At 64.4% G+C, this 19,672-nt stretch carries 21 protein-coding genes; 7 read left to right on the forward strand and 14 right to left on the reverse strand.

The features are described from left to right. Window positions 1–69: 69 nt before the first annotated feature. The 3 genes from LOY51_RS21150 to xerD form a co-directional block, all read right to left on the reverse strand. Window positions 70–1,374, reverse strand: coding sequence for a homoserine dehydrogenase (locus LOY51_RS21150; protein ID WP_125465245.1), 1,305 nt, complete (start codon window positions 1,372–1,374; stop codon window positions 70–72). Between the two features lie 82 nt (window positions 1,375–1,456). Then, complete coding sequence (locus tag LOY51_RS21155) at window positions 1,457–2,206, reverse strand: DsbC family protein (protein ID WP_125465246.1); 750 nt, start codon at window positions 2,204–2,206, stop codon at window positions 1,457–1,459. A gap of 155 nt (window positions 2,207–2,361) precedes the next feature. Further along, window positions 2,362–3,258, reverse strand: a complete 897-nt coding sequence (gene xerD / locus LOY51_RS21160) for a site-specific tyrosine recombinase XerD (protein WP_125465247.1) — start codon at window positions 3,256–3,258, stop codon at window positions 2,362–2,364. A gap of 68 nt (window positions 3,259–3,326) precedes the next feature. Here xerD and LOY51_RS21165 point away from each other — a divergent pair, with 68 nt between their 5' ends. Then, window positions 3,327–5,150, forward strand: a complete 1,824-nt coding sequence (locus tag LOY51_RS21165; protein WP_258642923.1) for a cation:proton antiporter — start codon at window positions 3,327–3,329, stop codon at window positions 5,148–5,150. Between the two features lie 107 nt (window positions 5,151–5,257). On the opposite strand, the gene LOY51_RS21170 is transcribed toward LOY51_RS21165, so the two are convergent. From LOY51_RS21170 to ffh, 6 genes are all read right to left on the reverse strand, one after another. Further along, window positions 5,258–5,677, reverse strand: coding sequence for an acyl-CoA thioesterase (locus LOY51_RS21170; protein ID WP_125859952.1), 420 nt, complete (start codon window positions 5,675–5,677; stop codon window positions 5,258–5,260). Between the two features lie 178 nt (window positions 5,678–5,855). Then, on the reverse strand, window positions 5,856–6,206 hold the full coding sequence (gene rplS / locus LOY51_RS21175; protein ID WP_023629812.1) for a 50S ribosomal protein L19: 351 nt from the start codon (window positions 6,204–6,206) through the stop codon (window positions 5,856–5,858). A 43-nt stretch (window positions 6,207–6,249) separates the two neighbouring features. Then, window positions 6,250–7,002: a tRNA (guanosine(37)-N1)-methyltransferase TrmD gene (trmD, locus tag LOY51_RS21180; RefSeq protein WP_110993301.1), complete on the reverse strand. Its 753-nt coding sequence runs from the start codon at window positions 7,000–7,002 to the stop codon at window positions 6,250–6,252. A gap of 3 nt (window positions 7,003–7,005) precedes the next feature. After that, window positions 7,006–7,542, reverse strand: a complete 537-nt coding sequence (gene rimM, locus LOY51_RS21185) for a ribosome maturation factor RimM (protein WP_125859954.1) — start codon at window positions 7,540–7,542, stop codon at window positions 7,006–7,008. 5 nt (window positions 7,543–7,547) lie between these two features. Beyond that, a complete protein-coding gene (gene rpsP, locus LOY51_RS21190; protein ID WP_011535318.1) occupies window positions 7,548–7,799 on the reverse strand; it encodes a 30S ribosomal protein S16 in 252 nt (83 codons plus the stop codon). 233 nt (window positions 7,800–8,032) lie between these two features. Continuing rightward, window positions 8,033–9,409: a signal recognition particle protein gene (ffh, locus tag LOY51_RS21195; RefSeq protein WP_258642924.1), complete on the reverse strand. Its 1,377-nt coding sequence runs from the start codon at window positions 9,407–9,409 to the stop codon at window positions 8,033–8,035. Window positions 9,410–9,682: 273 nt separating this feature from the next. Here ffh and LOY51_RS21200 point away from each other — a divergent pair, with 273 nt between their 5' ends. From LOY51_RS21200 to LOY51_RS21210, 3 genes are all read left to right on the forward strand, one after another. Further along, a complete protein-coding gene (locus LOY51_RS21200) occupies window positions 9,683–10,492 on the forward strand; it encodes a cytochrome C assembly family protein (protein WP_125859956.1) in 810 nt (269 codons plus the stop codon). 9 nt (window positions 10,493–10,501) lie between these two features. Next, window positions 10,502–11,686, forward strand: coding sequence for a transporter associated domain-containing protein (locus tag LOY51_RS21205; protein ID WP_125859958.1), 1,185 nt, complete (start codon window positions 10,502–10,504; stop codon window positions 11,684–11,686). A gap of 242 nt (window positions 11,687–11,928) precedes the next feature. Continuing rightward, entirely contained in the window at window positions 11,929–13,233 is a 1,305-nt protein-coding gene (locus tag LOY51_RS21210) for an MFS transporter (RefSeq protein ID WP_258642927.1), read from the forward strand. Between the two features lie 75 nt (window positions 13,234–13,308). Here LOY51_RS21210 and purT read toward each other — a convergent pair whose 3' ends face one another. The 5 genes from purT to LOY51_RS21235 all read right to left on the reverse strand — a co-directional run bounded on the left by purT (window position 13,309) and on the right by LOY51_RS21235 (window position 16,563). Further along, a complete protein-coding gene (gene purT, locus LOY51_RS21215) occupies window positions 13,309–14,490 on the reverse strand; it encodes a formate-dependent phosphoribosylglycinamide formyltransferase (RefSeq protein ID WP_110993295.1) in 1,182 nt (393 codons plus the stop codon). Window positions 14,491–14,564: 74 nt separating this feature from the next. Beyond that, complete coding sequence (locus tag LOY51_RS21220) at window positions 14,565–15,032, reverse strand: VUT family protein (protein ID WP_125465255.1); 468 nt, start codon at window positions 15,030–15,032, stop codon at window positions 14,565–14,567. Between the two features lie 174 nt (window positions 15,033–15,206). Further along, window positions 15,207–15,404: a DUF1289 domain-containing protein gene (locus tag LOY51_RS21225; protein ID WP_125859962.1), complete on the reverse strand. Its 198-nt coding sequence runs from the start codon at window positions 15,402–15,404 to the stop codon at window positions 15,207–15,209. Then, window positions 15,394–15,918 (reverse strand): gamma carbonic anhydrase family protein, encoded by a 525-nt coding sequence (locus tag LOY51_RS21230; RefSeq protein WP_125465257.1) that lies wholly within the window; start codon window positions 15,916–15,918, stop codon window positions 15,394–15,396. The genes LOY51_RS21225 and LOY51_RS21230 overlap by 11 nt, the downstream gene beginning before the upstream one ends. Before the next feature lie 45 nt (window positions 15,919–15,963). After that, on the reverse strand, window positions 15,964–16,563 hold the full coding sequence (locus LOY51_RS21235; protein WP_125465258.1) for a CoA pyrophosphatase: 600 nt from the start codon (window positions 16,561–16,563) through the stop codon (window positions 15,964–15,966). 135 nt (window positions 16,564–16,698) lie between these two features. On the opposite strand from LOY51_RS21235, the gene LOY51_RS21240 reads away from it, so the two are divergent. From LOY51_RS21240 to LOY51_RS21250, 3 genes are all read left to right on the forward strand, one after another. Then, window positions 16,699–17,253 (forward strand): NUDIX hydrolase, encoded by a 555-nt coding sequence (locus tag LOY51_RS21240; protein ID WP_125859964.1) that lies wholly within the window; start codon window positions 16,699–16,701, stop codon window positions 17,251–17,253. Between the two features lie 20 nt (window positions 17,254–17,273). Then, the gene (locus tag LOY51_RS21245) at window positions 17,274–17,831 is read left to right on the forward strand and encodes a L,D-transpeptidase family protein (RefSeq protein ID WP_110993289.1); all 558 of its coding nucleotides are present in this window, start codon (window positions 17,274–17,276) and stop codon (window positions 17,829–17,831) included. 161 nt (window positions 17,832–17,992) lie between these two features. Further along, window positions 17,993–19,672: a ShlB/FhaC/HecB family hemolysin secretion/activation protein gene (locus LOY51_RS21250; RefSeq protein ID WP_258642931.1), complete on the forward strand. Its 1,680-nt coding sequence runs from the start codon at window positions 17,993–17,995 to the stop codon at window positions 19,670–19,672.

The raw sequence follows: 19,672 nt of genomic DNA on the forward strand, positions 1-19,672 counted from the left end.
GAATGTTTTCTGTTCAAGCCTCAACACCGCACTGCCTTTACTTGCAGCTTGCAGCTTGAAGCTTGCCGCTTAGTTGAGCTGTTCGACGCGGATGCGCACGACCGGGCCAACCACGTCCTGCAGGGATTCCAGGGCGACGATGGCATCATTGATGCGCTGCTCGACCACGCCGTGGGTAACCAGGATCATCGGTACCAGGCCATCCTGCTCCTCGGCTTCCTTCTGCATGATCGACTCGATGTTGATGCCGCGCTCCGAGAGGATGCTGGCGACCTGCGCGAGCACACCCGGATGGTCCTTGGCCTGGATGCGCAGGTAGTAGGCGCTTTCGCAGGCTTCGATCGGCAGGATCGGGTGGGCCGACAGCGAGTCCGGCTGGAAGGCCAGGTGCGGCACACGGTTCTCCGGGTCGCTGGTCATGGCACGGACCACGTCGACCAGGTCGGCGATCACCGACGAGGCGGTTGGCTCCATGCCGGCGCCGGCGCCGTAGTACAGGGTGGAACCAGCAGCATCACCGTTGACCATCACCGCGTTCATCACGCCATTGACGTTGGCGATCAGGCGGTCGCTGGGGATCAGGGTCGGGTGCACGCGCAGCTCGATGCCTTCGGCGGTGCGACGGGCCACGCCCAGGTGCTTGATGCGGTAGCCCAGGGCTTCGGCGTAGTTCACGTCGGCAGTGGTCAACTGGGTGATGCCTTCGGTGTAGGCCTTGTCGAACTGCAGCGGGATGCCGAAAGCGATGGACGCCAGGATGGTCAGCTTGTGCGCGGCGTCGATGCCCTCGACGTCGAAGGTCGGGTCGGCCTCGGCATAGCCCAGCGCCTGGGCTTCGGCCAGCACGTCGGGGAAGGCACGGCCTTTTTCGCGCATTTCGGTGAGGATGAAGTTGCCGGTGCCGTTGATGATCCCGGCCAGCCAGTTGATGCGGTTGGCCGACAGGCCTTCACGGATCGCCTTGATCACCGGGATGCCACCGGCGACGGCTGCCTCGAAGGCGACGATGACGCCCTTCTCGCGGGCCTTGGCGAAGATCTCGTTGCCGTGCACGGCAATCAGCGCCTTGTTGGCGGTGACCACGTGCTTGCCGTTTTCGATGGCCTTGAGCACCAGGTCGCGGGCGATGGTATAGCCACCGATCAGCTCGATGACGATATCGATTTCGGGGTTGCTCGCCACGTCGAACACATCAGCGGTAATGGGGGTACCGGTAATCTGGCAGTTCGGGTTGGGCGAGCGCATGGCAATCTGTGCCACTTCAATACCGCGCCCGGCACGGCGGGCAATCTCCTCGGCGTTGCGCTGAAGTACGTTGAAGGTTCCGCCACCGACGGTCCCTAACCCACAGATGCCTACTTTGACCGGTTTCACTGTGAACTCCCCATTGAACGGCCGACACTTGCGCCGACCGTGAAACATGCCATCACCCCATGACGATGGCGTATTGATTTGATTACTTGCGCTCTGCCAGGGCCAGCTTGGCCACTTGCGGTGCCGGCTGATAGCCCGGAATCACCTGGCCACTTTCCAGGACGATGGCGGGCGTGCCATTCACGCCGATCGACTGGCCGAGCTGGAACTGCTTGCCGACCGGGTTGGCGCACTTGGCGGCCTTGATCTCTTTACCGTCGACCATCTTGTCCATCGCAGCGCGGCGGTCGCTGGAGCACCACACCGCCTGCAACTGCTCGTCACCCGGCGAGCCCAGGCCCTGGCGCGGGAAGGCGACGTAGCGCACTTCGATACCGCGGCGGTTGAGCTCCGGTACTTCAGCGTGCAGCTTGTGGCAGTACGGGCAGGTGGTGTCGGTGAACACGGTGATGTGCGACTTGGTCTCGCCCTTGGCTGGATAAACGACCATTTCCGCCGCCGGGATGCCGTTGATCAGCTTGGCGATGCCTTGGCGCTCGGTCTTCTCGGTGAGGTTGACCGGCTTGCCATCCTGGATCTGGTACAGGTAGCCCTGCATCACGAACTGGCCATCGGCGCTGGCGTACAGCACGCGACCGCCCTGCAGCTTCACTTCGTACAGGCCGTTGAGCGGGCTGCTGGCAACGCTTTCGACCGGCACTTCCAGGGCCAGGTTCTGCAGCGACTTGCGGATCGCCTGCTCGGCACCGGCCGCAGGTTCAGTGGCAGCAGCGCCGGCAAAGGTGCTGACCAACGCCAGGGCGGCGGCGGCAAAAATACGGGTGACACGCATGGGGGTACTCCTGAAGACGGACGGGGCCGGAGGGGCGTCGCCCACGCTTCAGAGGTGGCGAACGGTCGGCCCGTGCAACAAACCGTCCAAGCCTACCACAACAGGCCCGCGCAGAAAGGCTCCTCAGGCACCGGTAAGCGGAACATGAAGATCATTCATCCACGCGGATGGTGCTGGGCGTGCAACTGCTGCAGCCGCGCCTTGGCCACATGGGTGTAGATCTGCGTGGTGGACAGGTCGCTGTGGCCCAGCAGCATCTGCACCACACGCAGGTCGGCACCGTGGTTGAGCAGGTGCGTGGCGAAAGCGTGGCGCAGGGTATGCGGCGACAGCGGCTTGTCGATACCGGCCACCCGCGCCTGGTGCTTGATACGGTGCCAGAAGGTCTGGCGGGTCATCTGCTCACCGCGCAGGCTGGGGAACAGCACATCGCTGGGGCGACCGTTGAGCAGCTCGGTTCGGCCATCGCGCAGGTAGCGCTCGATCCAGACCACCGCCTCTTCGCCCATCGGCACCAGGCGCTCCTTGCTGCCCTTGCCCATCACCCGCAGCACACCCTGGCGCAGGTTGACCTGGTCGAGCGTGAGGCTGACCAGCTCGGTCACCCGCAGGCCGCAGGCGTACAGCACTTCGAGCATGGCCCGGTCACGTTGGCCGATAGCTTCACCCAGGTCCGGCGCCTGCAGCAGCGCCTCGACGTCGGCTTCCGACAGCGACTTTGGCAGCGGGCGCCCCAATTGCGGCATGTCCACCTGCAGGGTCGGGTCGACGGCGATCAGTCGCTCGCGCAGCAGGTAGCGGAAGAACCCCCGTACGCCGGAGAGAAATCGCGCCGTGGAACGGGGTTTGTAGCCTTGGTCGAAACGCCAGGCGAGATGATCGAGGATCAGCTCGCGACCGGCATCGGGCAGCGCCACCCCGTGCTCCTGCAACCAGCCATTGAACAAGGCCAGGTCGCTGCGGTAAGAGGCGCGGGTGTTGTCGGAAAGCCCCTTTTCCAGCCACAGGGCATCGAGGAACTGGTCAATCAGGGGGTGGTCGAGGGCGGGCATGAAGACTCGGTGGCAAACGGCGAAATGGCGCTTAGTCTTTCATAACCGCGCACGCATAGGGAGCCCGCATGAGCGAACAGCAGATTCTCCTGAGTTTCGGTGGCATCGGTGCCGCCGCCCTCGCCTGCCAGTGGCTGGCCTGGCGCCTGAAGTTGCCGGCGATCCTGTTCCTGCTGCTGTCCGGCATACTCGCCGGGCCTGTGCTTGGCTGGCTGCAGCCACAAGCGCTGTTTGGCCCGTTGCTGATGCCGTTGGTGTCGCTGGCCGTGGCCCTGATCCTGTTCGAGGGCAGCCTGACCCTGCATATCTCGCAATGGCGCGAGATAGGCAGCGTGGTGCACCGTCTGGTCACGGTCGGCGCCCTGAGTACCTGGCTGGTGATCGCCGTGGCCACCCACTGGCTGCTGGGTTTCGACTGGCCGCTGGCGATCCTGTTCGGCACCCTCACGCTGGTCACCGGGCCCACGGTGATCGTGCCCATGCTGCGTGTGGTTCGGCCCAAGGCGACCATCGCCAACATCCTGCGCTGGGAAGGCATCGTCATCGACCCGATCGGCGCGCTGCTGGCGGTGGTGGTGTACAGCTTCATCATCGCCCGCAGCGACGGTGACGGACTGATCCAGAGCCTGGGCACCTTCGCCGGGGTGATCTTCTGTGGCGGCGCGCTGGGCGCCGCCGGGGGCTGGTTGCTTGGGCAGATCATGCGCGCCCAGTGGCTGCCGGAATACCTGCACAACCTGGCCTCGCTGGCCGCGGTGCTGGGCATCTTCATCGCCGCCAACCAGATCGTCCACGAGTCCGGGCTGCTGGCCGTGACGGTGATGGGCATGTGGCTGGCCAACATGCCAGGAGTGGATGTGCGGCAGATCCTGCACTTCAAGGAAAACCTCAGCGTACTGCTGATCTCCGGCCTGTTCATCCTTCTGGCGGCACGCCTGGACCTGCATGCCATGCTCGGCTTGGGCCCCGCTGTACTCGCCCTGCTGCTGGTGATCCAGTTGCTGGCGCGACCGCTGAACGTGTTCATCTCGACACTGGGCTCCACCTTGAGCTGGCGCGAACGTGCGCTGCTGGCCTGGATCGCCCCGCGCGGCATCGTTGCGGCGGCGGTATCGGCGATCTTCGCCATCCGCCTGCATGAGGCCGGCCACGAGGGGGCGCTGCTGCTGGTGCCACTGACCTTCGCCGTGATCATCGGCACCGTGGTACTGCAGAGCGCTACCGCCAGGCCCCTGGCGCGCCTGCTCAAGGTCGCCGAGCCCGCCCCCAGCGGCTTTCTCATGGTGGGCGCCAACCCGCCTGCGCGGGCCATTGCCAAGGCCTTGCAACAACTTGGCTGCCGCGTGCTGCTGACCGATTCGAGCTGGGAGAACATCCGTGCCGCGCGCATGGACAACCTGCCCACCTACTTCGGCAACCCGGCCTCGCAACATGCCGACGCGCATTTGGACCTGGTAGGCCTGGGGCATCTGCTCGGCCTGTCACCGGCCGGGGAAATCAACGCCCTGGCCTGCGCACGGTTCCGCCACGATTTCGGCCATGGCCGGCTGTTCGTGCTGGCCAGCGGCCTGGAGAAACAGCGCAGCGACAAGCACCGGGCCAGCGAGGAGCATCGTGGCCAGCCACTGGGCTCCAGCGCGCTGACCTACAACCAACTGGCCACGTTGCTGAATCAGGGGGCAGAGCTATACAGCACGACCCTGACCGAGGCGTTCAACTGGGATGCCTACCGGCAATTGCACGGTGAGCGTGCGACATTGATGTTCGCCCGTGACAACCACGGCTGGGTGCATGTGGCCACCCCGGAACACCCGCTGCAGCCGCAGCCGGGCTGGACGCTGGTGGCGCTGATAGAGCCTGAAAATAAAGCACAGGCTGAAGGGGCAGCGTAATTCGTGTGGGAGCGGGTTTACCCGCGAAGCAGGCGGCGCGGTGGATGGCGCCGGCTCTGCCGGTGTTCGCGGGTAAACCCGCTCCCACAGTGGCCGTGCAAGTCCGTTTAGTGGGAGCCGGCCTGCGGCAGCACCGGCACCGGGCGCTTGTCCTCGTCGATGGCGACGAAGCTGAACACCCCATGGATCGCGCGCTCGCGGCCATCGAGGTACATGTTCTCGACGAACACATCCACCTGCACTTGCAGGCTGGTGTTGCCGACCTTGATCACGCTACCCACCAGCTCGACGATCGAGCCCGCGGGGATCGGGTGCTTGAAGTCGATGCGGTCGGTGGACACGGTCACCAGCGGCAGGCGGCAAAAACGCGTGGCGGCGATGAACGACACTTCGTCCATCCACGCCAGGGCCGTACCGCCGAACAGGGTGTTGTGGTGGTTGGTGGTGTTGGGGAACACCGCCTTGGTCACACGGGTTTCCGACAGTTCGGTGCGGCGCAGGATTTCCTGGTCTCGGGAGGTGGTCATGAGGGGCTCGCAAAGGTGATGGGGCTGGCGGCCTCATCGCGGGGCAAGCCCGCTCCCACGCGGCAGTGCGAGGTTCGTGGGAGCGGGCTTGCCCCGCGATAAGGCCAGAAAGCAAAAAAGCAGCCCGAAGGCTGCTTTTTCTCTCGCAAGATGGCCGAGGCCACCGGTCAAACTGCACTCAGGACAGTTTTTCCTTGATGCGAGCGGCTTTGCCGGACAGGTCGCGCAGGTAGTACAGCTTGGCTTTACGCACGTCACCACGACGTTTCACGGCCAGGCTGTCGATCTGTGGGCTGTAGGTCTGGAAGGTACGCTCTACGCCAACGCCGCTGGAGATCTTGCGCACGGTGAAGGCGCTGTTCAGACCGCGGTTACGCTTGGCGATAACGACGCCTTCGAACGCCTGCAGACGCGAGCGGTCGCCTTCCTTCACTTTAACCTGGACGACAATGGTGTCGCCTGGTGCGAAGGTCGGGATCTCTTTGCTCATCTGCTCGGCTTCGAGCTGCTGGATGATCTTGTTGGTCATGCTGTGCTCCTAAGATGGATAACGCGATCCACCATCGATACGTTTAACTATCGTCCCGCTCGCGGAGGTATTCCTCGAGCAGCTTCTTCTCTTCTCCAGAAAGCGAGCGACTTTCCAGAAGATCGGCGCGTCGTTCGAAGGTCCTACCAAGGGACTGCTTCATCCGCCAACGCCGGATGTGTGCATGGTTGCCACTAAGCAACACGTCGGGTACACGCTGATCCGCATACACCTCAGGTCGGGTGTAGTGCGGGCAATCCAGCAGACCGTCGGTGAAAGAATCTTCCTCCGCCGAGTCCACATGCCCTAAAGCTCCGGGCAGCAGCCGCGTAACCGCATCGATCAGTACCATGGCCGGCAGCTCGCCACCGGAAAGCACATAGTCGCCAATCGACCACTCCTCATCGACATGAGCCTCGATAAAGCGCTCGTCGATGCCTTCATAACGACCGGCGATCAGGATCAAAGATTCCTGTTCGGCCAGGCCTTTGACCGCTTGCTGAGTCAGCTTGCGGCCTTGCGGCGAAAGGTAGATCACCTTTGCCGTTGCTCCGGCGACTTGCCTGGCGTTGACCAGGGCGTCTTCCAGAGGCTTGATTTTCATCACCATGCCCGGACCACCGCCAAACGGCCGATCATCCACGGTGTGGTGGCGATCAGTGGTGTAGTCCCGCGGGTTCCAGCAGGTCACTTGCAGCAACCCCTGTTTCACCGCACGGCTGGTAATGCCGTACTCAGTGATGGCCGAGAACATCTCGGGGAACAACGTGATGACGTCTACGCGAAGGTTACCCATCGTTTAGAAATCCGCGTCCCATTCGACTCGCATCACACCCGCTTCGAGGTCGATTGCCAGCACGCATTGCTCCGTATAGGGCAACAGTCGCTCGCGATCATCCAGGCTGCCTGTGCAAGGCTTGACCACCATTACATCGTTCGCGCCGGTCTCCAACAGGTGATCGATCGTGCCGAACAGCTGTTCGTCCTGATTGATGACCTTCAGGCCTTCCAACTGGTACCAGTAGTACTCGTCGGCTGCCAGGTTGGGCAAAAGGCTCCGCGCAATGCAGATTTCGTAACCACTCAGAAGCCGGGCTTCATCACGATCATCGAGGCCTTTCAATTTCACGACCAGGCCCTTTTGGGAGCCACGACCGCTGACCAGCTCGACCTGCTTTACCTTGCCTTCGTGCTTGAGCGTCCAGCGCGGATAATCCAACAGGTTTTCAATCGGATCGGTAAAGGAGTACACCTTCACCTCGCCGCGAACGCCGTGAACCGAAAAAATCTTGCCAACGACGATGAGGTCGTCAGCCTTTTCTGGCGTCGCGTTCATACTGCTCAGGCTGCAGCCTTGGCAGCTTCCTTCAGCAGCTGAGCAACACGCTCAGACGGCTGTGCGCCCTGGCTCAGCCAGTAGGTGACGCGCTCTTGGTTGACCGACAGCTTGACTTCGGCGCCCGATGCGATCGGGTTGAAGAAGCCAACGCGCTCAACGAAACGGCCGTCACGGGCGTTACGCGAGTTGGTCACGGTCAGGTGGTAGAAAGGGCGCTTTTTCGAGCCGCCACGGGCAAGACGGATGGTTACCATGTGAACATCGTTCCTATAGTCGGTGCTGCAAAACTGAATGCCCAATGGGCACACGCGTGCCCAAAAGGCCGCATATTCTCGGGGAATACACGGACATTTGCAAATGCCTTTTTCGGCGAGGCTGCGCCCCACCGTTCAGTTCTGCTGATTGAGCCGCCTTTCGGCGGCCGTGTTCCCGCCGAGGCGGGGGCTGGTGGGCAGCTTTCCCATGGAAGGCAGCCCGCCAAATTCGATTACATCTTGGGCATGCCGCCGCCCGGCAGCATGCCGCCAAGACCGCGCATCATCTTGGCCATGCCGCCCTTGGCGGAGAATTTCTTCATCATCTTCTGCATCTGCTTGTGCTGCTTGATCAGCCGGCCGATGTCCTGCACCTGGGTACCGGAACCCAGGGCGATGCGGCGCTTGCGCGAACCGCTGATCAGGTCAGGGTCGCGACGCTCGGCCGGGGTCATGGAGTTGATGATCGCCTCCATCTGCTTGAACTGCTTCTCGGCCGCGCCCTGGGCGTTGCCCATCTGCGACAGGTTGACGCCGCCCATGTTCGGCAGTTTGTCCATCAGCCCGCCGAGACCGCCCATGTTCTTCATCTGCTGCAGCTGATCACGGAAGTCTTCGAGGTCGAAGCCCTTACCCTTCTTCAGCTTCTTGGCCAGCTTGTCGGCCTTGGCCTTGTCGATGGTCTGCTCGGCCTGCTCGATCAGGCTGAGCACGTCACCCATGCCGAGGATGCGCGAAGCGATCCGGTCAGGGTGGAACGGCTCGAGGGCTTCGGTCTTCTCGCCCATACCGATGAACTTGATCGGCTTGCCGGTGATGGCACGCACCGACAGTGCGGCACCGCCACGGGCATCACCGTCGACCTTGGTCAGGATCACACCGGTCAACGGCAATGCGTCGCCGAAGGCCTTGGCGGTATTGGCGGCATCCTGGCCGGTCATGGCATCGACCACGAACAGCGTTTCGATCGGCTTGACCGCGGCGTGCAGCGCCTTGATCTCGTCCATCATTTCGGCGTCGACGTGCAGGCGACCGGCGGTGTCGACGATCACCACATCGATGAACTTGAGCTTGGCTTCGCGGATCGCCGCTTGCGCGATGTCCACCGGTTTCTGGCTGATGTCGGACGGGAAGAAGGTCACGCCGATGTCGTTGGCCAGGGTTTCCAGCTGCTTGATCGCCGCCGGGCGGTAAACGTCGGCGGACACCACCATCACGCTTTTCTTCTTGCGCTCTTTCAGGTGGCGCGCCAGCTTGCCGGCGGTGGTGGTCTTACCGGCACCCTGCAGGCCGGCCATCAGCACGACTGCGGGCGGTGCGGCATTGAGCGTCAGCTCTTCGTTGGCCGCGCCCATCAGGCGTTCCAGCTCGGCCTGGACGATCTTGACGAAGGCCTGGCCCGGGGTGAGGCTGCGCGACACTTCGGTGCCGACCGCGCGCTCCTTGATGCTGTTGACGAAATCCTTGACCACCGGCAGGGCAACGTCGGCCTCGAGCAGGGCCATGCGCACTTCGCGCAGCGTGTCCTTGATATTGTCTTCGGTCAGCTTGGCCTTGCCGGTGACATGGCGCAGCGTCTGTGACAGGCGGTCGGTCAGGTTTTCGAACATGGTGATCCTTTCAGGCCCAGTGAAGCCGAGGTTTTTCAGGCGCCCAGGTGGAAATGCACACGCGCTGGGCACAACAAGGCGGCGATTATAGCGAAGACTGCCGCCGCCGCACACCTTGCTCGGGACCACCGGCCATTCGCGGGGCAAGCCCGCTCCCACAATGCCCCACAGCCCCTGTGGGAGCGGGCTTGCCCCGCGATTGATCCGCAGTCTTCCTTGCCCACCGCGTTCTATGCCAAACTCCGTCCCTTTAAGGCTTGCCTGCCAGGACTTATGCTCTCTTCACCCAGCCTCATCCCCAACCTGATCGCCGCCTTCCTTTATGTGGCCGCGACCGTCTACCAGGCTACCGGCCTGGCCCGTGGCGCCCGCGCCGACAAGCGGCTGCTCGGTGTGCTCGGCGCACTGGCGGTGCTCGCCCAGGGCGGCGCGCTGTTCTTCCAGCTGATCACCCCGCTGGGGCTGAGCCTGGATTTCTTCAGCGCCGCCAGCCTGATCGCCGTGGCGGTGATCGGCCTGACGCTGATCGCCTGCCTGAGCATTCCAGTGGAGAACCTGCTGGTGCTGCTGTTCCCGCTGGGTGCCATAACCGCGCTGCTGGCGCAGTTCGCCCCGCCCGGCACGGTGCCGCTGATCAATGAAGAGCCGGGCATCCTCGCGCACATCCTGCTGTCGATCCTCGCCTATGGCCTGTTCACCATCGCCGTGTTCCAGGCCCTGCTGCTGTTGCTGCAGGACCACCAGCTCAAGCACAAGCACCCGTCCGGGCTGATCCGCAATTTCCCGCCGCTGCAAACCATGGAAAGCCTGCTGTTCGGCTTCCTCTGGGCCGGTTGGGGGCTGCTGTCGCTGTCGCTGGTCTCCGGCTGGCTGTTCCTCGACAACCTGTTTGCCCAGCACCTGGTGCACAAGACCCTGCTGGCCTGCGTGGCGTGGATCGTGTTCAGTGTATTGCTGTGGGGCCGCACCCGCCTGGGCTGGCGTGGCCACAAGGCGATCCGCTGGACCCTCGCCGGTTTCTGCCTGCTGATGCTGGCCTATTTCGGCAGCAAGCTGGTCCGCGAATTCATCTTGCATATCTGACGGCCGCCCATGGATACCCTGCCGTACGCCCCGCTGCTCGGCACACTGGTACTGGCACTGCTGTGGTCGGCGCTGTTCACCGCCGTGGACTGCGCTCGCCAGCAACAGAACGGCCACGCCGACCCGACCCTGCCCGCCCAGGCCCTGGTGCTCTGCGCCAGCCTCGGCAAGCTGCTGGTGTTGGGCCTGGCCTGCCTGATCGGCCAGCGCTACAGCGGCGAACACGGTTTCTGGCTCGCTGGGCTGGCCGCTACCGCAGCCCTGCTGGTGCTCGCCGAATACCTGCCGCGACGCCTGGCCCGACGCAATCCGCAGGCATTCATCAGCCTTGGCGCCAGCCTGCTCAAGGTCCCGCTGGCCGCACTGCAACCCTTGGCCTGCCTGCTCGATGGCTGCGCCCGGTTGATCCTGCGCCCGTTCCGCGTGCAGCCCATGGCGGTGGCGCTGCACCCGCAGGAAGACGACTTCGATGACGACGAGCAGCATGACCCGTCCCACAATGGCTTGCTGGCGGGCTTGCAGGCCCTGGACAAGATCACCGTCAACGACATCCTGGTGCCGCGCAACGAAGTCGACGGCATCAACCTCGACGACCCCATCGAGCGCATCGTCGAGCAGCTGATCGTCAGCCGCCACACCCGCCTGCCGGTCTATCACAACGACATCAACCAGGTGGAAGCGGTACTCAACACCAAACTGATCAGCCACCTGCTGCCGCGCGCCGAACTCACCTTCGAAAAGCTCCAGGCCGCCTGCTACGAGCCCTACTTCGTCCCCGAAAGCACGCCCCTGCAGATGCAATTGCTGAATTTCCACAAGCAACAGCGGCGCATGGGCGTGGTGGTGGACGAATACGGCGAAGTGCTGGGCATCGTCACCCTCGAAGACATCCTCGAAGAGATCGTCGGCGAATTCGAAGACGAACACAGCCTCGACAACCCGCATGTGCACCCGCAGAGCGATGGCCGCTTCATCATCGAAGGCACCGCCTCGCTGCGTGAGATCAACCGCACCCTCGGCTGGCACCTGCCCTGTGATGGCGGGCCGAAAACCCTCAACGGCCTGGTCACCGAGGCGCTGGAAAGCATCCCGGCAACGGCGGTATGCCTGAAGATCGGCCGTTATCGCCTGGAAATCCTCGAAACCGAGGACAATTGCGCCAGCAAGGTGCTGGTCTGGACCCTGACCCGATAGTTATACTCGGCCAACGCTTACCCAGCCCTGCCGTCCCGCCTGCTACCCGCACCCGGCGCCCCACGGCCAGTCCGCATCACTGACACGCCCCACGGCCCTGCGTCACCACCCCGAACAGCGCCCGCCCCTCCCTACCCCCTGGGCTATCGTCAGTCACGCGACTCATAACAATACGCTCCGGCTCCCGTGTGCCTGCCACATGGGCCGTGCCCCATGGAGCATCGACTGTCAGGGACCTACGCATGACTACCAGCAGCACCTACGCCGAACCTGCCTCGGCGGCCCCGGTCAACTCGCCAGCGCGGGTGGCCACCGCCAGTTTCATCGGCACTGCCATCGAGTTCTACGATTTCTACGTCTACGCCACCGCCGCCGCCCTGGTGATCGGGCCGGTGTTCTTCCCGTCCGGGTCGGGCACCGCGCAGATGCTCGCGGCCTTCCTCACCTTCGGCATCGCGTTCCTCGCCCGACCACTGGGCTCGGCGCTGTTCGGCCACTTCGGCGACCGTATCGGGCGCAAGTCGACCCTGGTCGCTTCGCTGTTGCTGATGGGGGTTTCGACCACGCTGATTGGCGTGCTGCCGGGCTATGACAGCATCGGCGTATGGGCGCCGGTCCTGCTCTGCATCCTGCGCTTCGGCCAAGGCCTGGGCCTGGGCGGCGAATGGGGTGGCGCGGCACTGCTGGCCACCGAGAACGCCCCCGAAGGCAAGCGCGCCTGGTTCGGCATGTTCCCGCAACTGGGCCCCTCGATCGGCTTTTTGGCCGCCAACGGCCTGTTCCTCACCCTGGCCCTGGTGCTCAGCGACGAGCAGTTCCGCGACTGGGGCTGGCGCATTCCGTTCCTGCTCAGTGCCGCGCTGGTGCTGGTTGGCCTGTACGTGCGCCTGAAACTCGAGGAAAGCCCGGTATTCGCCAAGGCCGTGGCGCGCCAGGAGCGGGTCAAGATGCCGGTGGTCGAGCTGTTCGCCCAGTACTGGCTGCCGACCCTGCTGGGCGCGGCGGCGATGGTGGTGTGCTACGCGCTGTTCTACATCTCCACGGTGTTCTCGCTGAGCTACGGCGTGACGACGCTGGGCTACAGCCGCGAGACCTTCCTCGGCCTGCTGTGCTTCGCCGTGGTGTTCATGGCCCTGGCCACGCCACTGTCGGCCTGGCTCAGCGACCGCTACGGGCGCAAGCCGGTATTGATCGTTGGTGCGCTGCTGGCCATCGCCTCGGGCTTCGCCATGGAGCCACTGCTCACCTCGGGCTCGACCACGGGCGTGGCACTGTTCCTGAGCATCGAGCTGTTCCTGATGGGGGTGACCTTCGCGCCGATGGGCGCCTTGCTGCCAGAGCTGTTCCCGACCCACGTGCGCTACACCGGCGCCTCGGCGGCCTACAACCTGGGCGGCATCGTCGGCGCCTCGGCGGCACCGTTCTTTGCCCAGAAGCTGGTGAGCATGGGGGGCTTGAGCTGGGTGGGGGGATATGTGTCGGCGGCGGCGGTGATCAGCCTGATTGCCGTGTTGTGCCTGAAAGAGACGCGTGACAGCAAGCTGTAAGCTACAAGCTACAAGAGGAAGCAAACCCGCATGCGGCCTGCTTCCTCTTGCGGCTTGAAGCTTGTAGCTCGAAGCTTAGAACTCGACCTTGACCGCCTGCGAAGCGCGGGTCGCCTTGGCGCGTGCCGCTTCAACCGACTCGTCACGCGCCAGGCACACGCCCATGCGGCGGGTGCCATTGATCTCAGGCTTGCCGAACAGGCGGATGGCGGTGTCCGGCTCGCTCAAAGCGGCGTTCAAGTTGGCGAAGGCGGTCTGCTGCGACTGGCCTTCGGGCAGGATCACCGCCGAAGCCGACGGACCGAACTGGCGCACCACCGGGATCGGCAGGCCGAGAATCGCCCGGGCGTGCAGGGCGAACTGCGACAGGTCCTGGGAAATCAAGGTCACCAGGCCAGTGTCGTGCGGGCGCGGCGACACTTCGCTGAACCACACCTGGTCACCCTTGACGAACAGCTCGACGCCGAACAGGCCACGCCCACCCAGGGCATCGGTGACCGCCTGGGCCACACGCTGCGATTCGGCCAGGGCTTTCGGGCTCATCGCCTGAGGCTGCCAGGACTCCTGGTAGTCGCCCTTCTCCTGACGGTGGCCGACCGGCTCAAGGAAGGTGGTGCCGCCCACATGGCGCACGGTCAGCAAGGTGATTTCGTATTCGAAGTCGATGAAGCCCTCGATGATCACCCGGCCCTTGCCGGCGCGGCCGCCTTCCTGGGCATAGTCCCAGGCCTTCTGCAAGTCATCGGCGCTGCGCAGCAGGCTCTGGCCCTTGCCCGACGAGCTCATCACCGGCTTGACCACGCATGGGTAGCCAAGGTCGGCGACGGCCTTGCTGTAGTCCTCGAAGGTGTCGGCGAAGTGGTAAGGCGAGGTCGGCAGGTCCAGCTCTTCGGCGGCCAGGCGGCGGATGCCTTCGCGGTTCATGGTCAGTTGGGTGGCGCGGGCGGTGGGGACGACATTGAAGCCTTCGTTCTCAAGCTCCACCAGCGTGGCGGTGGCGATGGCCTCGATCTCGGGGACAATGTAGTGCGGTTTTTCCGCCTCGATCACCGCGCGCAGGGCCACGCCATCGAGCATGTTGATCACGTGGCTGCGGTGCGCGACCTGCATGGCCGGGGCATTGGCGTAGCGGTCGACGGCGATCACCTCGACGCCCAGGCGCTGCAGCTCGATCACCACTTCCTTGCCCAGCTCGCCGCAGCCGCACAGCAGTACACGGGTCGCGGTGGGCGACAATGGGGTTCCGATACGGGTCATTTCAGGTCCTCGAAGGCGTCCGGGGCCGCGCCACGCTGGCTGCCGCCCGCTGAAAATTGGACCCGCATTCTACATCAGGATACGACCATCGCGCGCCGGGCACGCCAGGCCATGATCAGCCATACCGCGGTGACTCCGGCGAACTTCGACGCCAGCGCCGTGCCGATCACCACGGGGGTCAACGCGCCGATCATGCCGAAGAAGATGAAGGTATCCACCGGGATGCTCAGCGCCGAGCTCAGCCACAGGCGGTCGCGCAGGGGCCGGCGGGTGACGCTGAATACCAGCCAGTCGATCAGTTCGGAGACGAAGAACGCCGTAGCGCTGGCCAGGGCGATGGCAGGCTCGGAGGTGGCATACGAGAGCACCAGCGCCGCCAGCATGGCCAGCAGCGCGCCATGGCCGTAGCGGGTCTGCACCATGTCGCGCAGGATGAACACCAACCCGCCCCAGGCGGACCAGATCACATCCAGGTGCGGTGCGCTGGAGAAGGCGTAGTTGATCAGCACCACGCTGCTGATATAGGCGATGAGGTAGAACATGGGCTATCTGGATGTTGGGCAAGCCGCACAGAATACTTGAATTCAAAGTCAGCGCCAGACTCTTCGCGGGTAAACCCGCTCCCACATGGATCGCGCTAGGCTTGAGGCAAGCATCGTAACTGTGGGAGCGGCGGTTCGCCGCTGCGATTTACCCGCGAATGAAACCGCAACGGTTCACAAGCCGATGATCAGCCCCGCCGCCACAGCCCGCTCATGGCAGCGCTTGAGCACCTCACGGCGCTCCTGGTTGTCCATCCGCCCCCAGCGGGTGATCTCGCTCACCGTGCGCTGGCACCCGGTGCAGATATCCTGCTCGTCCAGGGCGCAAATGCTGACGCAGGGGGAGGCCACGGGCCGTTCGTCAGTCTTCATCGGGCACCAGTTCACGGGCGTAACGCTGAGCGTTGTGCACGTAATGCGCAGCGCTGGCTTCGAGCATGCGCTGCTGCTGCTCGGTCAGCTCGCGCACCACCTTGCCAGGCGAGCCCATTACCAGCGAGCCGTCGGGGATTTCCTTGCCTTCAGGGATCAGTGCATTGGCGCCGATGATGCAGTGTTTGCCGATGCGCGCACCGTTGAGGATCACCGCGTTGATGCCGATCAGGCTGTAGTCGCCCACCGTGCAGCCATGCAGCATGGCGTTATGGCCGATGGTCACGCCCTTGCCGAGGGTCAGCGGCGAGCCCATGTCGGTGTGCATCACCGTGCCGTCCTGGACGTTGCTGTCCTCGCCGATGTCGATCAGCTCGTTGTCGCCGCGCAGCACCGCGCCGAACCACACGCTGGCACGCGCCTGCAGGCGCACCTTGCCGATCAGCGTGGCATTGGGTGCGGCCCAGCTGGTGGGATGGGTCTCGACCCGCAGGTCGCCCAGGCGGTATTTCATGTGTCGCTCCTCACGGTTGAACGCCGGTGGCGGGGTGTGCCCCGCTCAGTTCTGGATGAAACGCTCTGGCGGCTTGTGCAGGCTGATACCGGCATCGAACAGCAGGTTGACCAGCTCGACGATCATGATCGCCGACAGCCCCCAGATCTTGTAGTCGCCGTAGCGGTAGCTGGGCACGTACCAGCTGCGGCCCTGGTAATCGATACGGTGGGTGTGGTCGCGCGGGTCCTGGCGAAAGAATGCCAGCGGCACCGTGAATACGGCGGCAATTTCCGCATCGTTGGCGTGGTACTCGACGTAATCGGGGATCAGCCCGACGAAGGGTGTCACCTTCAGGCCATGCAATGAAATCAGCGGGCTGAGCGGGCCGATCACCTCGACCAGGCCAGGCGGCAGACCGATCTCTTCTTCTGCTTCACGCAGGGCCGTGAACACCAGGTCCGGGTCCTCCGGATCGCGCCGCCCGCCAGGGAACGCCACTTCGCCACCGTGGGTGGACAAGCCCTTGGCACGCAGGGTAAGCACCAGCTCGGGCTCATCGCTGCGGGTGATGGGTAACAGCACCGCTGCTTCCGGAAAACGGCTGTCCACCTGCAGTGATGCAGGGGTGTGGTTGCTCATTCGGCGAAGAAGCTCGTCCAGCATTACGCACTCTCGATTCCAAGGCCTGCCGTGCATGATGCACCAAAGCCTGCGGGCACCCAAGCCCTGCCCCGGGCTGCTTGCAGTGGGCCGACCGCGCGCGCCAAGATAGCCAGACCCCACAGGAATGATGAAAGCATGAAATTCTGCAGCGCGTGCGGCCAGCCGGTCATCCAGCGAATCCCCGAGGGCGACAGCCGCCCACGGTTTGTTTGCGAGCATTGCCAGACCATCCATTACCAGAACCCCAACATCGTTGCCGGTGTGCTGCCCACCTGGGGCAGCCAGGTGCTGCTGTGCCGCCGCGCCATCGAGCCACGCCGCGGCTTCTGGACCCTGCCCGCCGGTTTCATGGAGAACGGCGAGACCCTCGACGACGCCGCTCGTCGCGAAACCGTCGAAGAGGCCTGCGCCCGGGTCACGCAAATGAGCCTCTACCAGTTGTTCGACTTGCCGCACATCAACCAGGTGCACGTGTTCTTCCGCGCGGAACTGGCCGACCTGGACTTCGCCGTCGGCGTCGAGAGCCTGGAGGTGCGCTTGTTCGAGGAACACGAGATCCCGTGGGATGAGCTGGCTTTCCGCACCGTCACACGCACACTAGAATGCTACTATCGCGACCGCGTCAGGCAGCACTACCCGATAGGCCATGAATACCTGCCGCCGATGAATGTCGCGTCATCCACCACTTAAGTTTTCAGGGATACGGTTTCATGCGCTGGTTGCTTGCCCTTTTCTGCCTCAGTGTCGCCTCGGTGTCGCATGCCGCGTTCACCGAAACCATCATTCGCAAGCCACAACCGGTCGTGCAGCCCGTTTCACCCGCCAGCGCCGTGGTGCAGGGGCCGTTGATCGACAAAGTGCTGGTGCTCAAGTCCGAACGCCGCCTGCAACTGATCAGCCGTGGCGAACCGCTGAAGACCTACCGCATTTCCCTGGGCAAGCAACCCAAGGGCGCCAAGGTGCGCGAGGGCGACAAGAAAACCCCCGAGGGCCTGTACTGGCTCGATTGGCGCAAGGTCAGCGACCGCTACAACCTGGCAATGCATATCTCCTATCCGAACATCACCGACGCCGCCAAGGCGCGCCGTGAAGGGGTGGATGCCGGTGGCATGATCATGATCCACGGCACCCCGATCAACGAGGAATACCCGGAGTGGTACTTCCACACCCTCGACTGGACCGAGGGCTGCATCGCCATGCGTAACGACGACATGCGCGAGGTGTGGAGCATGGTCAAGGACGGTACATTGATCGAAATTCGCCCTTGAGCGACCGCCCCGTCGACGCAATTTCTTAGGAAACACCCTACATTTTCTCACCACCCATCTGACATTCAGATGGGCGCGAGACCGCATCTAATCGGCTAGGCAGATTCATAGAATCCACGCAAACGAGTACTTCCTTCGTACACGAATTGCCGGATTTCGCCATGCCGACCACCCTCCGTCGTGCCATCCCGCTGTACCTCGCCTGCCTGCTGCTGAGCCTGTGCAGCGTACCGGCTGCCGCGGCAGAAGACCCGGCCAGCCTGCAACTGCGCGACCAGCAGCAGTCGATACGCGAACTGGAACAGCGCCAGCGGCTGCAACGCTGGCAGTACCGCCAGCCGTCCAGCCGCATGCCGCGAGGCACTTCGCCAGACGATGCCGGCAGCCCCTGCTGGCCAGTGTCGGGGGCGCGCATGAGCGGCAATCGCCGCCTCTCGGCCAGCGACCTCGAACGCACCTTGCGCCCGCTGGTGCTGCCCTGCATGGACGTGGCAGCCGTCAACCGGCTCTTCAGGGCGCTGACCGAACGCTATGTGCAGGCCGGCTATCCACTTGCGCGCCCCTATCTGCTGCAGGCACCGCAGCCCGGCCTGCCACTGGACATCCTGATCGTCGAAGGTTTTGTCGAAGCCATCGAACTGGCCGGCGACGAGCTGCCGCTGTCGCTGCGCGGCGCCTTCCCCGGCCTGCTCGGCCAGCCACTGCACCTGCCAGACCTGGAGCAAGGCCTGGATCAGCTCAATCGCCTGCGGGCCTACGAGCTTGGCGCCGACCTGCTGCCCGGCGAGGTGGCCGGGGCGACGCGCGTGCGCATAGTCCCACACCAGGTCGGCGCCCGCTGGCACCTGGACAGCCGCTTCGACAACCGCGGCAGCCCACTGACCGGCCGTCAGCGCCTCAACCTCGGGCTCGGCCTGGACAGCCCGCTGGGGCTGAACGACGACCTGCGGGTGGCGCTGTTCTCGACCGTGCTGCAGGCGCCCGGCGCCAGCCAGGGGGTGAGCCTGTACTACAGCATTCCTTACGGCCCCTGGTCCTTCGCGCTCAACGCCAGCCAGTTGCGCTATCACTCACCGTTGCCCGGCGGGCGCCAGGCCAGCGGAGGCAGCCAGTTCCAGGGCCTGAGCGGCGAGCGGGTACTGTGGCGCAACCAGCAGGGCATGCTCAGCGCCGGCCTGCGCCTGGACCACAAACGCTTGGACAACTACCTGCAACGCCAGCGCCTGGCGGTGCAAAGCCCGACCCTCACCACCCTCGACGCCGGCCTCAACCTGCTGTGGCTGGAGCATGGGCTTTGGAGCGCCTCGCTAGGGGTCAGCCAAGGCCTCGACGCACTCGGCGCCGACCGCGGCGCGCTGCGCCCCGGCGCCCCGAAACCCGACTTTCGCAAGTACCGCGCCAGCCTGCTGTATCTGGCCCAGGCACCGCCCGCGCATCCCTGGCGCTGGCAAAGCGAGCTGAACCTGCAATACAGCCCCGACCCGCTGCCCGCCATCGAGCAGCTGCTGCTCAGTGACAACAACAGTGTCCGCGGCGTGCGCCAGCGCACCGTCTCCGGCGCCAGCGGGGCCGTCTGGCGCAATACCCTCAGCTACCCCTTCGACCTCCTTTCATCCACCGCCGTGCAACTGCGCCCCTATCTGGGCCTGGACCTGGGCTGGACCCGCTTCGACCACGGCAGCCCTTCGCAGCGCCTGGCCGGCGGCACCCTGGGCCTGGAGCTGAGCCTGCCCGGCAACCGCATACGCCTCGACTACCAACGCGCCCTGTACGCCAGCGATCGCCCGCGCCACGCGCTCGAGCCCGGCTTCTGGGGCCTGGAGTGGACCTTGAACCTCTGA

Origin of the sequence: Pseudomonas sichuanensis (genome assembly GCF_024749065.1) — a bacterium.
Classification (GTDB): Bacteria; Pseudomonadota; Gammaproteobacteria; order Pseudomonadales; family Pseudomonadaceae; genus Aquipseudomonas; species Aquipseudomonas sichuanensis.

Excerpts from the sequence above, each read along its gene's own strand:
- LOY51_RS21200 (WP_125859956.1), top strand. The coding sequence starts at position 9,683 with ATGCTCTCTTCACCCAGCCTCATCCCCAACCTGATCGCCGCCTTCCTT.
- rpsP (WP_011535318.1), bottom strand. The coding sequence starts at position 7,799 with ATGGTAACCATCCGTCTTGCCCGTGGCGGCTCGAAAAAGCGCCCTTTC.
- LOY51_RS21165 (WP_258642923.1), top strand. The coding sequence starts at position 3,327 with ATGAGCGAACAGCAGATTCTCCTGAGTTTCGGTGGCATCGGTGCCGCC.
- rplS (WP_023629812.1), bottom strand. The coding sequence starts at position 6,206 with ATGACCAACAAGATCATCCAGCAGCTCGAAGCCGAGCAGATGAGCAAA.
- LOY51_RS21205 (WP_125859958.1), top strand. The coding sequence starts at position 10,502 with ATGGATACCCTGCCGTACGCCCCGCTGCTCGGCACACTGGTACTGGCA.
- rimM (WP_125859954.1), bottom strand. The coding sequence starts at position 7,542 with ATGAACGCGACGCCAGAAAAGGCTGACGACCTCATCGTCGTTGGCAAG.
- LOY51_RS21155 (WP_125465246.1), bottom strand. The coding sequence starts at position 2,206 with ATGCGTGTCACCCGTATTTTTGCCGCCGCCGCCCTGGCGTTGGTCAGC.
- LOY51_RS21250 (WP_258642931.1), top strand. The coding sequence starts at position 17,993 with ATGCCGACCACCCTCCGTCGTGCCATCCCGCTGTACCTCGCCTGCCTG.
- xerD (WP_125465247.1), bottom strand. The coding sequence starts at position 3,258 with ATGCCCGCCCTCGACCACCCCCTGATTGACCAGTTCCTCGATGCCCTG.
- trmD (WP_110993301.1), bottom strand. The coding sequence starts at position 7,002 with ATGGGTAACCTTCGCGTAGACGTCATCACGTTGTTCCCCGAGATGTTC.
- LOY51_RS21245 (WP_110993289.1), top strand. The coding sequence starts at position 17,274 with ATGCGCTGGTTGCTTGCCCTTTTCTGCCTCAGTGTCGCCTCGGTGTCG.
- LOY51_RS21230 (WP_125465257.1), bottom strand. The coding sequence starts at position 15,918 with ATGAAATACCGCCTGGGCGACCTGCGGGTCGAGACCCATCCCACCAGC.
- LOY51_RS21225 (WP_125859962.1), bottom strand. The coding sequence starts at position 15,404 with ATGAAGACTGACGAACGGCCCGTGGCCTCCCCCTGCGTCAGCATTTGC.
- LOY51_RS21220 (WP_125465255.1), bottom strand. The coding sequence starts at position 15,032 with ATGTTCTACCTCATCGCCTATATCAGCAGCGTGGTGCTGATCAACTAC.
- ffh (WP_258642924.1), bottom strand. The coding sequence starts at position 9,409 with ATGTTCGAAAACCTGACCGACCGCCTGTCACAGACGCTGCGCCATGTC.
- LOY51_RS21170 (WP_125859952.1), bottom strand. The coding sequence starts at position 5,677 with ATGACCACCTCCCGAGACCAGGAAATCCTGCGCCGCACCGAACTGTCG.
- LOY51_RS21240 (WP_125859964.1), top strand. The coding sequence starts at position 16,699 with ATGAAATTCTGCAGCGCGTGCGGCCAGCCGGTCATCCAGCGAATCCCC.
- LOY51_RS21235 (WP_125465258.1), bottom strand. The coding sequence starts at position 16,563 with ATGCTGGACGAGCTTCTTCGCCGAATGAGCAACCACACCCCTGCATCA.
- purT (WP_110993295.1), bottom strand. The coding sequence starts at position 14,490 with ATGACCCGTATCGGAACCCCATTGTCGCCCACCGCGACCCGTGTACTG.
- LOY51_RS21210 (WP_258642927.1), top strand. The coding sequence starts at position 11,929 with ATGACTACCAGCAGCACCTACGCCGAACCTGCCTCGGCGGCCCCGGTC.